The sequence below is a fragment of the Nocardioides cavernae genome, from assembly GCF_016907475.1.
GTDB lineage: Bacteria > Actinomycetota > Actinomycetes > Propionibacteriales > Nocardioidaceae > Nocardioides > Nocardioides cavernae.
Genome location: NZ_JAFBCA010000001.1, coordinates 136683 through 151145 on the forward strand (window position 1 = coordinate 136683; position 14463 = coordinate 151145).

General features: G+C 70.8%; 9 protein-coding genes. All 9 read right to left on the reverse strand.

Translation table 11 applies throughout. The features are described from left to right. Nucleotides 1-41 precede the first annotated feature (41 nt). The 9 genes from JOD65_RS00710 to JOD65_RS00750 all read right to left on the reverse strand — a co-directional run bounded on the left by JOD65_RS00710 (nucleotide 42) and on the right by JOD65_RS00750 (nucleotide 14408). Entirely contained in the window at nucleotides 42-1598 is a 1557-nt protein-coding gene (locus JOD65_RS00710; RefSeq protein WP_191194228.1) for an alpha/beta hydrolase, read from the reverse strand. Next, complete coding sequence (locus tag JOD65_RS00715) at nucleotides 1598-2782, reverse strand: DNA polymerase III subunit delta' (RefSeq protein ID WP_191194227.1); 1185 nt, start codon at nucleotides 2780-2782, stop codon at nucleotides 1598-1600. The genes JOD65_RS00710 and JOD65_RS00715 overlap by 1 nt, the downstream gene beginning before the upstream one ends. Next, nucleotides 2779-3417 (reverse strand): dTMP kinase, encoded by a 639-nt coding sequence (tmk, locus tag JOD65_RS00720; RefSeq protein ID WP_307820866.1) that lies wholly within the window; start codon nucleotides 3415-3417, stop codon nucleotides 2779-2781. Before tmk ends, JOD65_RS00715 begins: the two co-directional genes overlap by 4 nt. Nucleotides 3418-3712: 295 nt before the next feature. Then, nucleotides 3713-6403 carry a type I DNA topoisomerase gene (gene topA / locus JOD65_RS00725; RefSeq protein ID WP_191194225.1) on the reverse strand — a complete coding sequence of 897 codons (2691 nt, stop codon included), beginning with the start codon at nucleotides 6401-6403 and terminating at the stop codon, nucleotides 3713-3715. 179 nt (nucleotides 6404-6582) lie between these two features. Beyond that, nucleotides 6583-7602 (reverse strand): sugar phosphate isomerase/epimerase family protein, encoded by a 1020-nt coding sequence (locus JOD65_RS00730; protein ID WP_191194224.1) that lies wholly within the window; start codon nucleotides 7600-7602, stop codon nucleotides 6583-6585. A 122-nt stretch (nucleotides 7603-7724) separates the two neighbouring features. After that, nucleotides 7725-9851 (reverse strand): PQQ-dependent sugar dehydrogenase, encoded by a 2127-nt coding sequence (locus tag JOD65_RS00735; RefSeq protein WP_191194223.1) that lies wholly within the window; start codon nucleotides 9849-9851, stop codon nucleotides 7725-7727. A gap of 147 nt (nucleotides 9852-9998) precedes the next feature. Further along, on the reverse strand, nucleotides 9999-11480 hold the full coding sequence (locus JOD65_RS00740; protein ID WP_191194222.1) for a DUF7059 domain-containing protein: 1482 nt from the start codon (nucleotides 11478-11480) through the stop codon (nucleotides 9999-10001). A 110-nt stretch (nucleotides 11481-11590) separates the two neighbouring features. Beyond that, a complete protein-coding gene (locus JOD65_RS00745) occupies nucleotides 11591-13906 on the reverse strand; it encodes a sodium-translocating pyrophosphatase (RefSeq protein WP_191194221.1) in 2316 nt (771 codons plus the stop codon). Nucleotides 13907-14072: 166 nt separating this feature from the next. Next, nucleotides 14073-14408 (reverse strand): anti-sigma factor antagonist, encoded by a 336-nt coding sequence (locus JOD65_RS00750; RefSeq protein WP_129427178.1) that lies wholly within the window; start codon nucleotides 14406-14408, stop codon nucleotides 14073-14075. Nucleotides 14409-14463 lie beyond the last annotated feature (55 nt).

Consider the following 14463-nt stretch of genomic DNA (forward strand, 5'->3'; position numbering starts at 1 on the left):
CACGCCTGCAGACGCCACGTAGGGCCGAAGGTCCCGTCGGTTCAGCAGGTGGTGCCGTCGGCGGGCACGTCGCCATCGAGGAGGTAGTCCTCGACGAGGGTGTCGATGCACTCGTTGCCGGCGTTGTAGGCGGTGTGGCCGTCGCCGTCGCGCTCGACGAGCACGCCGGAGTCGAGCTGGGCCGAGAGGGCCTGCGCCCACTTCAAGGGCGTGGCGGGGTCACGGCTGGTGCCGAGCACCACGATCGGCGCGGCGCCCTCGCCGCGGATCGTCAGCGGCTCCTCGCTGGACGACACGTCGATGCCGCGGCACAGGGCCATCCCCCAGGCGAAGATCCGGCCGAAGGTCGGCGAGGCCTCCTCGAACTCGGGGTACAGCGACGGCACCTTGCCGAACGGCACCGACGACGGGTCGTCGAGGCAGTTGATCGAGTAGTTGGCCTCGACCGAGTTGTCGGCGTAGCTGCCGTCGGGGTTGCGCGAGGCGTAGGCGTCGGCCAGCGACATCAGGGCGGAGCCCTTGCCCTCCAGCGCGGAGGCGAGCGCGGTGCTGAGCAGGAACCAGTAGTCGCGGTTGTACAGCGGGGTGATGACGCCGTAGAACGCGTTGCCGACGGTCAGCTCGCGGTCGCCCGCGGGCAGGGGCTCCTCCTCGATCGACTCGAGCAGCCCGGTGATCGTGGCCATGCCCTCGTCGACGGTGTCGCCGAGGAAGCAGTTGTCGGTCGTGTCGAGGCAGTTCTGCACGTAGGCCCGCAGCGCGGTCTCGAACCCGGTGGCCTGCTCGAGCGCCAGCGACCGGGCGTCGAGGGAGACGTCGACCGCGCCGTCGAGGACGAAGCGGCCCACCTTGTCGGGGAAGAGCTCGGCGTAGGTCGCACCGAGCTTGGTGCCGTAGGAGGCGCCGAAGTAGCTCAACGTCTCCTCCCCCAGCGCCGAGCGGAGCACGTCCATGTCGCGGGCGGCCTCGGTCGTGGTCACGTGGCCGACGACCGGGCCGGAGCCGGCGACGCAGCCCGGGCCGAAGGACAGCACCGTCGAGCGGTAGTCCGCGCGCTCCTCGGCCGTGTCGGGGGTCGGGTCACCGCCGAGGTAGTCGTCGAGCTCGGCGTCGCTGAGGCAGTCGACAGGGTCCGAGGCCCCGACCCCGCGGGGGTCGAAGCCGACGATGTCGAAGCCGTCGAGCAGCGGCTCTCGGAACATCTGCCCACCCGCGGCGGCGTACGTCGTCCCGCGGGCGCCGGGACCGCCCGGGTTCACCACGAGGGAGCCGACGCGCGAGCCCTTGGCGGGGACCCGGAGCAGCGCCAGGTCGATGGTCTCCCCCTGCGGGTCGGCGTAGTCGACCGGCACCGTGAGGAAGCCGCAGTCGTGGTCGTCGTCGCTCTCGCAGGGCTGCCAGTCGATGCGCTGCGCGTAGAGGTCGGCGAGCTCGGGGGACGGCGCCTCGGTGACCGCTGCAGGCGGTGGAGTGGTCGGGGACGGGGTCGGCTCCGCGGCCGGCGAGCCGGGGGTGGGGCCCTGGATGGCCAGTCCGACCGCGATGAACGCGGTGAGTGCCAGTGCGAGCACGGCGATCACCGCGACTGCCTTCTTCATCAACGTCCTCCGGGCAGCCGCAGCGCGACCGTCATCGACTCCAGCGCCAGCTGGGGCGGCACGTTGAACTCCAGCATCTGCTCGCGCGCGGTGAAGATCGCGTCGATCATCCGCAGCAGCTCCTCCGGCGAGGCCGCCCGCGCGACGACCTGCACGTCACCGCGCAGCTCCTCGTTGACCAGCAGCCCGGGCGCACCGACGGAGAGCGCGATCGCGTCGCGGTAGACCGAGACCAGGTCCATCAGCGCGCGGTCGATCACGTCGAGCACGCGGCGCTTGGCCTTCTGCTTCTGCAGCTTCTCCAGCCCGGCGAGGGCGGCGCGGTAGGAGCGGCTCGTGGTGTCCTTGCGCTCGCTGCCGAAGATCGCCTGCAGCTCCTGCAGCTCGCGCCTCTCCGCGTCGGCCGTGATCGCCTCGGTCTCCTCCTTGGCGAGCTCGGCGAGGTTGGTCGCCGCGGTCATGCAGGAGCCCAGCGAGGTCAGGCGGGCGGGGATGCTGATCACCTCGCGCCGACGGGTGCGGGTCTCCTCGTCGAGGGCGAGGGCGCGGGCACGACCGATGTGGCCCTGGCTGGCGCGCGCGGCGAAGCCGGCCATCGTCTCGGAGATGCCGTCGTTGCTGTGCAGGAACGCCGCGACGTCGCGAGTGCCGGGCGTCGCGAGCGTCAGGGTGCGGCAGCGGGAGCGGATCGTCGGGAGCACGTCCTGCACGGTCGGCGCGCACAGCAGCCACAGCGTCTTGGGCGTGGGCTCCTCGATCGCCTTGAGGAGGGCGTTGCCGGTGCGCGGGTTCTCCGGGGTGCCGAGCCGGTCGGCGTCCTCGATCACCACGATCTGCCAGCGCCCGATCGCGGGAAACTTCGCCGCCGACTGCACCAGGTCGCGCATGTCGTCGACGTAGAGCACCGAGGTCTCCGACCTCACCCAGGTGATGTCGGGGTGGGTGCCCTTGATGCCGAGGCGGCACGCCTCGCACTCGCCGCAGCCGGTCCGCTGCTCGCACTGCAGCGCAGCCGCGAACGCGCGGGCCACGTTGGACCGGCCGGAGCCGGGCGGCCCGGTGAACAACCACGCGTGGGTCATGCCGACCCCTGCGGCGGCGCGCTGGAGGACCTCTATCGTCGGACGCTGGCCGACGAGGTCGGACCAGACGGTGCGGGTCGCTGGACTGGTCGGGGTGGTCACGCGCGCTCCAGGAGAGGTGCGACCCGCTGCTGGATCGCCGCGGCGATCTCCTCGATCGGGGCCCGCGCATCCAGTACGACGTAGTGGTCGGGGTCGGCGGCGGCCAGCCCGAGGAAGCCCTGCCGGACCCGCTGGTGGAACTCCAGCGACTGCCCCTCGATCCGGTCGCGGCCGGTGAACCGGTCGAGCCCCGCCTGCGGCTCGAGGTCGAGGACGACGGTGAGGTGCGGGCGGAGGTCGCCGGTGGCCCAGCGTGCGACGGCCTCGACCTCCGCGACGTCGAGCGTGCGGCCCGCACCCTGGTAGGCCAGCGTCGAGTCGACGTAGCGGTCGGTGATGACGACCTCGCCGCGCGCGAGCGCGGGCAGGACGACGTGGTCGACGTGCTCGGCCTTGTCGGCGGCGTAGAGCAGAGCCTCGGTGCGGTCGGACAGGTCACCGGTCGCCGGGTCGAGGACGATGCGCCGCAGCTCCTTGCCGACCGAGGTGTCGCCGGGCTCGAAGGTGAGCAGGACGGCCTCGCCGCGCTCGACGAGCCAGTCGCGCAGCAGGCGCGACTGGGTGGACTTGCCGGCCCCCTCGCCTCCTTCGAAGCACACGAAGAGGCCGGTCTCCGAAAACACGCCTGCGCTCACGGGGGCCACCCTACGGGCGGGCTCCCACAGCGCCGGAGACGCGCGGGCACAACGTCCGGGCACGCGCGGGGGCACGCGTGACGCGAGCTCCCGGGGGCCGAGTTGTGTCCGCGCGTCTACGCCCGCGCTCGATCGGTCGGACGGACCCAACGCCGGTCGCGGCCGACCCGTCAGGCGCGCGCCGGTGCCGGAGCGGTGCGTTCGGTCCGTACGACGGTCACCAGCCCGTGGAACCCGCGCCAGCCTCCGAACACGTGCCGCACGAGGAGGCAGGAAAGCAGTGGCCGGCGGCAGGTCAGGACTTCTTGGCGGTCTTCTTCGCCGCGGTCTTCTTGGCGGTCGTCTTCTTCGTCGCCGTCTTCTTGGCGGGAGCCTTCTTCGCGCCCTTCTTGGCGGCCTTCTTGGCCGGGCCGCGCTCACGACGCTCGGCGAGCAGCTCGGCCGCGCGCTCGAGGGTGATCGACTCGACGGTGTCGTCCTTGCGGAGCGTGGCGTTGTACTCGCCGTCGGTGACGTACTCGCCGAAGCGGCCGGCCTTGACGATCACCGGCTGGCCGGAGACGGGGTCGTTGCCGAGCTCCTTGAGCGGCGGGGTGGCCGCGCCGCGACCGCGCTGCTTGGGCTGGGCGTAGATCGCCTTGGCCTGGTCGAGGGTGATGTCGAAGATCTGGTCCTCGCTGGTCAGCGAGCGCGAGTCGGTGCCCTTCTTGAGGTAGGGCCCGTAGCGACCGTTCTGCGCGGTGATCTCGGTGCCGTCCTCGTCGGTGCCGACGATGCGCGGCAGGTCGAGGAGCCGGACCGCCTGCTCGAGCGTGACCGTGTCGAGGGTCATCGACGCGAAGAGCGAGCCGGTGCGCGGCTTGGCCGACTTGGGCGCGTCGTCGGGCAGCAGCTCGGTGACGTAGGGGCCGAAGCGGCCGTTCTTGGCCACGATCTGCAGGCCGGTGTCGGGGTGGTTGCCCACCACCTGCTCCTCGCCGGCCGGGTTGGCCAGGAGCTCCTTGGCCTTGGCCACGGTGAGCTCGTCGGGCGGCAGGTCGTCGGGCACGTTGGCCCGGACCGGGGCGCCGTCGCCGTCCTCGGGCGCCGGACCCTCGACGTACGGGCCGTAGCGACCGACACGGAGGTCGATCCCCTCCCCGATCGGGAAGGTCGCCATCTCCTTGGCGTCGATCTCGCCGAGCTCGGTCACCAGCGTCTTGAGGCCCACGACGTCACCGGCGCCGTAGTAGAACTCGCCGAGCTCGGTGGCCCGGTCGGCGCGGCCGCCCGCGATCTCGTCGAGGACGTCCTCCATGTCGGCGGTGAACTCGTAGGACACCTGCCGCGGGAAGTGCTCCTCGAGCAGCCGGATCACCGAGAACGCCAGCCACGCCGGCACCAGCGCGGTGCCCTTCTTGTAGACGTAGCCGCGGTTGAGGATCGTGCCGATGATCGACGCGTAGGTCGACGGGCGGCCGATCTCGCGGTCCTCGAGCTCCTTGATCAGCGTGGCCTCGGTGTAGCGCGAGGGCGGCTTGGTCTCGTGGCCCTCGGGGCTCAGCGTGGCCGCCGACACCGCCGCACCCTGGGTCAGGTTGGGCAGGCGGGTCTCGGCGTCGTCGCGCCGCTTGGAGGCGTCGTCGATGTCCTCGACGTAGGCCTTCAGGAAGCCGTGGAAGGTGATCGTGCGACCGCTCGCGCTGAAGACGACGTCGCGGCCGTCGGCGGCGGCGCCGCCGATGCGGATCGTCACCGAGTTGCCGGTGGCGTCCTTCATCTGCGAGGCGACGGTGCGCATCCAGATCAGCTCGTAGAGGCGGAACTGCTCGCCGGACAGGCCCGTCTGCGCCGGGGTGCGGAACGACTCGCCGGCCGGCCGGATCGCCTCGTGCGCCTCCTGCGCGTTCTTCACCTTGGAGGCGTAGGTCCGCGGCGAGTCGGGCAGGTACTCGGCGCCGTACAGCTCGCGCACCTGGTCGCGCGCGGCACCCACCGCGGCGTCCGAGAGCGTCGTGGAGTCCGTACGCATGTAGGTGATGAAGCCGTTCTCGTAGAGCCGCTGCGCGACCGACATCGTCACGCTGGCGCTCATCCCGAGCTTGCGGCTCGCCTCCTGCTGCAGCGTGGTCGTGCGGAAGGGGGCGTACGGCGAGCGGCGGTAGGGCTTGGACTCGACCGAGCGGACGTCGTACGTCGTGTCGCTGAGGCCGGCAGCCAGCGCCTCGGCGTCGGCGCGGGAGAGGTGGGCGCGCTGGGCCTTGCCCTTCAGCTCGCCGGTGTTGTCGAAGTCGGCGCCGCGGGCGACGCGTACGTCGTCGAGGCTGTAGAGCTTGGCGGGGAACATCCGCGGGTCGTGGCCCGTGCCGGCGTCGAAGGTGGCGTCGAGGTCCCAGTAGGAGGCGACGCGGAACTTCATCCGCTCGCGCTCCTTGTCGACGACCAGCCGGGTCGCGACCGACTGGACGCGGCCGGCGGAGAGGCCGGACATGACCTTCTTCCACAGCACCGGGGAGACCTCGTAGCCGTAGAGGCGGTCGAGGATGCGGCGCGCCTCCTGGGCCTCGACGAGGTCGTCGTTGATCTCGCGGGGGTTCTCGACCGCGGCGAGGATCGCCGACTTGGTGATCTCGTGGAAGACCATCCGGTGGACCGGCAGGCCCTTCGGCGGCTTGAGCTCGTCGAGGAGGTGCCAGGCGATCGCCTCGCCCTCGCGGTCCTCATCGGTGGCGAGGTAGAGGGCGTCGGCGTCCTTGACCAGCTTCTTGAGCTTGGCGATGTGGCTCTTCTTGTCGCGCGGCACGACGTAGTAGGGCTCGAACCCGTTGTCGACGTCGACCGCGAGCCGGCCCCACGGCTTGTCCTTGATCTTGGCCGGGGTGTCCGCGGCGTTGTTGGGCAGGTCACGGATGTGACCGATCGAGGACTCGACGACGTAGTCCGCGCCCAGGTAGCCGCCGATGGTGCGGGCCTTGGCCGGGGACTCGACGATGACGAGCTTTGCCACGTGTGTTTGCTCCCTCAAGTTCTTGCTGCGGTGTTGCTCAGCGCGGCAACGGTAGCGCCAGTTCGCGAGATCGCCACCCCTCGGCCGTCCGCAGGGGCCACTGCGGGTCCGCCCCGGGCACGGCTCGGGCCCCACGTCACGAGGACGTGGGGCCCGAGCGGGTCAGGCTGCCGGACGGGTCAGAAGTCGAGACCGTCGAGGTAGCGGAACCCCGTGTTGGCGGTCGCGGCCGGCCAGAAGTCCGGGGTGTCGTTCTCCACGATGTACTCCTCGACCTGGTGGGCCTTGAAGATCGTCGGGAAGTCGATGACACCGAGACCGAGGTCGGCCATGTCACCGGGGGTCTGGCCGTACAGCAGAGCCGCGTCGGCACCGTGGCGGTCCTTGACGTGGTACTGGCGGACCTCCTGTGGGGCCGAGTTGATCACGTCGATCGCGAACTGCAGCGGGTCGGCCGCACCCGTGTTGACCCCGCCCGTGTAGGCCCAGTAGAGGTCGACCTCGAGGTGCACGAGCTTGGGGTCGAGCTCGCTGGTGAGCACGTCCCACGGCGTCTCGCCGCCACCGAGGTCGATGGTGAACTCGTGGGCGTGGTTGTGGTAGCCGTAGCGCAGGCCGCGCTTGCGGGCGGCGGCCGCCTCGGTGTTCATCTGGTCGGCCCACATCTGCCAGTCGCTCTTGCTGTTGGAGTTGAGGTAGGGGACGTTGATGTACTTCTGGCGGAACGTCTGCGCGTCGTCGAGCTTCGCATTGAGCTTCGCCGGGTCGAGGACGGGTCCGTTGGGGGTGGTGGTGCTGATCCCATCGTGGCTCGACGAGGCCCAGATGCCCCGGGCGTCGAGCGCGGCCTTGAACTGGGCGGCGGTGTAGCTGTAGAGGCCGGCCCGCTCCACGCGCTCGTAGCCGTACTTCGCGAGCTGGTCGAGCATCAGCTGGATCTCGGCGTCGGTCGTCATCTTCGCGCGCAGCGTGTAGAGCTGGATGCTGATCAGGTCGGTCGGCACCTCCTTCTGCCGTCCGTGGCCGTGACCCTTGCCGGGGTGCTGGCTGGGCTTGGCGGCCAGGGCCGGGGAGCCTGCGGCGAGCACGGTGGCTCCTGCTGCGCCTGCCACGGCACCGCGGAGCAGGCCGCGGCGGCTGGCGCCCTTCCTCTCGAGCGACTCGCGCAGGGCGGCGTCGCCGTCATATCCGAAACACATGTGCTGCCTTCTTCCTGGTTTTCTCGGGGGGTTCTCGGGATGTCGGGGGTGGACCGGGGGTGCACGGGGAAAGGCGGGGGCTGAGGCGGACCCGGGGTGACCCGGGTCCGCCTCGCCTCGGATCAGCCGGCCGGCTCGAGGACGACCTCGTCCGAACCGCTCAGACCGGGCTCGGAGCCGGTGTCGGTGTACTCCGCGACGAAGACGGCCGCGAGGTCGTCCGTGGCGGGGTCGTGACCCTCGGGCACCGAGGTGGTCAGCGATCCGGTGCAGCCCGAGGCCGTGGACTGCGGGTGGCCGTGGGTGTCGTGGCCCAGCACGTAGGTCACGGTGACCCGGCTGCAGTCGACGGGCTCGTCGTCGGTGACCCTGACCTCGTACGTCACGGTGTCGCCGAAGCTGAACGCCTGGCCCGCCACCGGGGTGACGAACTCGACGACCGGGGCCTCGTTGCCGACGACGACGTCGACGTCGGTCGAGGCGCGGCGCCCGCCCTGGTCGGTCACCGTCAACGTGGCGCGGTAGCTGCCGTCCTCGGTGTAGGTGTAGGACCCGCTGGCCTTGCGGCTGTCGACCTTGCCGTCACCGTCGAAGTCCCAGGCGTACTTCAGCTTGGTGTCGCCGTCCGGGTCGGTGGTGCCCTCGCTGGAGAACGCGACCGTCAGCGGCGCCTTGCCCGCTGTCGGCTCGGCCGTGATCGCCGGGACCGGGCTGCGGTTGCCGCCCTCGCCGATGTAGTCGATCCGGGACAGCTGCGCGTCGGGGTTCTCGGCGAAGTAGCCGTCGCCGTACTCGAGCACGTAGAGCGCGCCGTCGGGGCCGAACTCCATGTCCATCGGGTTGTCGGTGACGATGTCGGGGACGACGTCCTCGATCGCGGCGACCTCACCGTCGTCGAGGTGGAAGCCCTTGATGTAGTCGCGGGTCCACTCGTAGAACAGCGGGGTGTCGTCGTAGCGCTCGGGCCAGGCAACGGGGTTGCGACCCTTGGTGGCCTTCTTGTCGAACTGGTACGCCGGACCCGCCATCGGGCCGATGCCGCCGGTCTCGAGCTCGGGGAACTCCGGGGAGAGGCCGTAGCCGTACCAGACCTCCGGCTGCTCCACGGGCGGCAGCTCGCGCAGGCCGGTGTTGTGGATCGAGTCGTTGACCGGGGCGTCGCAGTTGAACTTCGCGCCACTCGTGCGGGTGGCGAAGTCGAAGTCGTTGTAGGGCAGCTCGGCCGTGGCGCAATAGGGCCAGCCGTAGTTGGACGGCTCGTCCACGACCGCCCACTTGCCGTGGCCGGCGGGGCCGCGGTTGGGGTCGGCGTTGCGGGCGTCGGGCGAGTAGTCGGCGACCCAGATGTCGTCGGTGTCGGGGTCGATCTCGATGCGGAACGGGTTGCGCCAGCCCATCGAGTAGATCTCCGGGCGCGTCTTCGGCGTGCCGGGGGCGAACAGGTTGCCCTCGGGGATCGTGTAGCCGCCGCCGGCCTTGGGCGTGATCCGCAGGATCTTGCCGCGCAGGTCGTTGGTGTTGGCCGAGGTGCGCTGGGCGTCGAAGGCGGGGTTGCGGTCGGCGCGCTCGTCGAGCGGCACGAAGCCGTCGGACTGGAAGGGGTTGGTGTCGTCACCGGTCGACAGGATCAGGTTGCCCGCCGAGTCGAAGACGATGTCACCGCCGACGTGGCAGCAGATGCCGCGGTCGACCGGGACGTCGAGCACCTTCTGCTCCGACCCGGTGTCCACCTGGCCGCCGGAGTAGCGGAACCGGGAGACGGTCAGGTGGCCCTTGTAGGGCGCGAAGTCCGCCGCCGTACCGGTCTCCGGGGCATCGCCCTCGTTGATGGAGGCGGTGGCCGGGTCGTCGGCCGGGGTGTCGAGCGGCGGCGAGTAGTAGAGGTAGATCCACTTGTTCTTCTTGCCGTCGTACCCCGGGTCGAGGGCGATGCTCTGCAGGCCCTCCTCGTCGTGGAGGTAGACCGGGATGCGGCCGGCGACGCTGTTGACGCCCGTCTGGGCGTCGTTGTGCCAGATCACGCCCGCGCGCGTGGTGTGCAGCACGTCGCCGTCGGGCAGCACGGCGAGGTCGATGGCCTCGCCCGGGTGGTCGTTGAGCGTGACCTTCTGGAACGCCCCGGCGGGCGGGGGCGGGGCGGTGTCGTCGTGGCCTTCGTGGGCGCTGGCCGCGGTGGTCGCCGCCAGCATGGGCAGGCAGAGGGCGGCGCCGACGGCGGCCGTGAGCCCAGTGCGATAAGGATGCTTCATTGGGGGGTCTCCTGTTCCCGAGGTGGCTGGGAGCCGACTAGCAACGTAGGCACGTGACCCGCGTCACGTCAACGAGCAGGCGACTTTTGCTCGCCTGTCGACACAAGTACCTCGCTTCGGAGACCACCCGCAGCGGTGGGCCAGGGATCAGTCGAGGACCAGGAAGCCCTCCCCCACCAGCTCTCGCACCACCGGCAGGTAGGTCTCGTGCAGGTCGGCCTCGTCGCGCTGCAGCAGCGCGGCGATCGCCCCCAGCAGCTGGCCGAGCGCCAGGTCGCCGTCACTGGCCCCGACGAGGGCGGCCTCGACGGTGTCGGCCGTCCGCGCGCGCCGGAAGCCGCGCTGCTGACGGAGGACGATCGCCTCCGGGTCCTCCGCGCCGGGCCGGCCGACCGTCTCCTGCTGGACGTCCTCCCGGGCACGCAGCACGCTGCGGAGCAGCTCGTCGTCGGTGAGCCCGCGAAGCGCCGTCGCCGCCTCGCCCCACTCGTGGATCGCCGGGCCGATCGGTTGCTCGACGTCGTACGGCCACTCGAGGAGGTCGTGGCGGCCTCCCCCACCCAGCCGCACGTTGATCCAGCCGAACCCGACGCCCTCGATGCCCGTGTCCTCCAGCCACGACAGCCACGTGTCGTAGCGCTGGGCGTAGTCGGGACGCCCGTGGTGCCCGCTGTCCTTGAGCCACAGCTCGACGTAGGCCGCCGGGTCCAGCGTCTCGCGCTGCACGACCAGCGCGTCGCAGTCGTCGCGCAACCACGACCCGAGCCGCTCGTCCCACGGTCGCCCGTCGACGATCGCCCAGTTGGCGAGGACCTGCAGCCAGCCACCCTCGGTGAGGTGGTCGGGCCCGGTGCGCACGATGTGCTCGACGACGCGGTCGCCGGGGAGGCCGGAGTCGCGGTAGACCAGCCGCTCGCCGGTCGCCGGGGAGATCACGAACGGCGGGTTGGTGGCGATGAGGTCGAAGCGCTCGCCGGCGACCGGCTCGAAGAACGAGCCGTCGCGGACGTCGACCTCGACCTGGTTGAGTGCGGCGTTGAGCCGGGTCATCCAGAGCGCCCGCTCGTTGACGTCGGTCGCGACGACGGAGCGCGCGTGCGCAGCGAGGTGCAGTGCCTGCACGCCGCACCCGGTGCCCAGGTCGAGCGCGCTGCCGACCGGCTCACGCATCGTCAGCTGCGCCAGGCTCGTCGAGGCGCTCGAGATGCCCAGGACGTGGTCGGGGCCGACCGCGACCGGGGCTCCGTCGAGGCCGGGCGTGAGGTCGGAGACGACCCAGAGGTCACGGTCGCGTCCTGCCTCCGAGGTGGCGTAGGGCCGGCAGTCGGTGCGGGCCGCGACCTCGCTGACGCTCTGCTCCAGCAGCCCGGCGTTGCACAACCGGTCGACCAGGCCGGGGAGCGCCCGCTCCGCGTCGTCGCGGGCGACCGGGGTCTGCAGCAGGAAGAGCCGGACCAGGGTGTCGATGGGCGCACCCGACGTCGTACGACGCAGGGCGGGGAGGGTCTCGTTGCGTCCGAGCGCCCGGTGCGCCTCCTCGCCGATCGCCTCGGCGACCCGGTCGTAGGTGAAGTCGGCGGCGAGCAGGGCCTCGCGCAGGGGCCCGGCGAAGTCGAGGTCGGACGGCATGGTCCCAGCCTCGCAGGTCGTCCCGGCCCCGTACGAAAGCGTCATGGCGGCCGGTCGCCGGAGCGACCAGCCGCCATGACGTCTGGAACGGGCCTGGGTCCTTGAAGGGGTCAGGCGTGGTGCGGAGCGAACGACGAGGACCCGGTGTTGTCACCGTCGTCCGCGATCGCGACCTCGCGCTTCTTGGAGATGACGACCGCAACCGTGATGATCGCGACGGCGACGAGGGCGATGACGATGCGGAGCGCGTCGTTCTCGTCCTTGCCGACGCTCAGGGAGACGATCGCGCTCGCGATGAGCAACGAGACCAGGTTCATCACCTTGATGAGCGGGTTGATGGCCGGGCCGGCGGTGTCCTTGAACGGGTCGCCGACGGTGTCGCCGATGACGGTGGCCTCGTGCGACGGGGAGCCCTTGCCGCCGTGGTGGCCGTCCTCGACCAGCTTCTTCGCGTTGTCCCACGCACCGCCCGCATTGGCGAGGAAGACGGCCATCAGGGTGCCCGCACCGATGGCACCGGCGAGGAAGCCGGCGAGCGCGGTCACACCGAGACCGAAGCCCACGGCGACCGGAGCAAGCACGGCCAGGATGCCGGGCGTCACCAGCTCGCGAAGCGAGTCGCGCGTGACGATGTCGACGACCTTGCCGTACTCCGGGCGGCCGGTGCCCTCCATGATCCCGGGGATCTCGCGGAACTGGCGGCGGACCTCCATCACGACCGCACCGGCAGCGCGGGCGACCGCGTTGATGGCCAGGCCGGAGAAGAGGAACACCACGGCCGCGCCGAGCAGCACGCCTACCAGGACGGCCGGGTTGTAGACCTGGAAGTTGAGGATCTCGTCGGACCCGGACTCGGCGAGTGACTCGGCCACCGAGGTGGCGTACGAGCCGAACAGCGCCGTCGCGGCAAGCACGGCCGTCGCGATCGCGATGCCCTTGGTGATCGCCTTGGTGGTGTTGCCGACGGCGTCGAGCTCGGTGAGGATCTGCGCCCCCTCCTCGCTGACGTCGCCCGACATCTCGGCGATGCCCTGGGCGTTGTCGGAGACCGGGCCGAAGGTGTCCATCGCCACGATGACGCCGACGGTGGTGAGCAGGCCGCAGCCGGCGAGCGCGACCGCGAAGAGCGACACCGTGAGCGTCGCACCGCCGAGCAGGAAGCCTCCGAAGACGGCAGCACCGATGACGAGCGTCGTGTAGACGGCCGACTCGAATCCGACGCTCAGGCCGGAGAGGATCACCGTCGCCGGACCGGTGAGGGAGGTCTTCGCGACGTCCTTGACCGGGCGGTACTCGGTGCCCGTGTAGTAGCCGGTGAGAGCGAGGATGCCGGCGGCCATGACGATGCCGATGACGACGGCTGCTGACGCGATGAAGCGCGGGTCGCCCTCGGCGGAAGCCATGTCGAGACCGGTGATGTTGGTGAAGTCGCTGAAGGATCCGGGCAGGTAGGAGTAGGACAGGATCACCGAGGCGAGCGCGCCGACGCCCGCGGAGATGTAGAAGGCCCGGTTGATCGTGGTCAGGCCGCTCTCGCTCGCGCGGGGCTTGGTGATGTAGATGCCGAGGACGGCTGTCAGCGCGCCGATCGCGGGGATCAGCAGCGGGAAGACCAGGCCCTTGTCGCCGAAGGCGGCGGCGCCGAGGATCAGCGCGGCGACCAGCGTGACGGCGTACGACTCGAAGAGGTCGGCGGCCATGCCGGCGCAGTCGCCGACGTTGTCGCCCACGTTGTCGGCGATCGTCGCGGCGTTGCGCGGGTCGTCCTCCGGGATGCCCTGCTCGACCTTGCCGACCAGGTCGGCGCCGACGTCGGCGGCCTTGGTGAAGATGCCGCCACCGACGCGCATGAACATGGCGAGCAGCGCGGCACCGAAGCCGAAGCCCTCGAGCACGTGGGGCGCCTCGTCCTTGAAGAGCAGCACGACGACGCTGGCGCCGAGCAGGCCGAGGCCGACGGTCGCCATGCCGACGAAGGCGCCCGTGCGGAAGCCGATGACCATGGCGGGGTCGCGGCCCTCCGTCTCGGCAGCGGCGGCCACGCGCAGGTTGGCGCGCACGGCCAGGCTCATGCCGAGGTAGCCGATGGCAGCGGAGAACCCGGCACCGACGAGGAAGAAGATGGAGCGGCCGATGCGGACGGTCATGTCGTCGGCGGGCAGTGCGAACAGGACCACGAACGCCACCGCGGCGAAGATCCCGAGCGTGCGGAACTGCCGCTGCAGGTAGGCGTTGGCGCCCTCCTGGACGGCCTGGGCGATCGTCTTCATGTTGTCGGTGCCCTCGCCCGCGGCGAGCACCTGCGACCTGAACATCGCGGCCATCCCGAGCGCGCCGAGCGCGATCAGGGCGACGACGACGACCAGGACGAGGTTGCCACCTTCGAGCTCGGGCGTCGCAACGACCGCGGGCAAGATCCCCGTCATGCGTGTCCTCCTAGGACTGGAAAAGATCCGTGAACGCGCCGGAGTCTACGCAGACGTGACCCAGATCACGGATCGGCGTGACCCACACCACACCGGGGTATCGGATTCGATCGTGACAAAACCCCTCCGGACACGTCCGGAGGGGTGACGACGGGCGTCGGTGGGCTCAGGCGCCGGGCGCCAGGCCGACGGAGTCGTGGATCACGAACACCTTCGCGAGGCCGGTGATGCGGAAGATCTTGAGCAGACGCTCCTGGGTGCAGACCAGGTCGAGCGAGCCGTCGTGGGCACGGACCTTCTTGAGCCCGCCGACGAGCACGCCGAGGCCGGTGGAGTCGAGGAACTCGACGGCCTCGAGGTCAATGACGATGTCGTAGGTGCCGGCACCGACGAGCTCGGTGATGCAGTCACGCAGCTTGGGTGCGGTGTAGACGTCGATCTCGCCGCCGACGGCAACGACGGCACGGCCGTCCACCTCGCGTGTCGCAAGGGTGAGATCCACGACTGCTCCCCGGTCCCCGAACTCGTTCGGACAGTGCGCCTTCGGGCACGCAGGT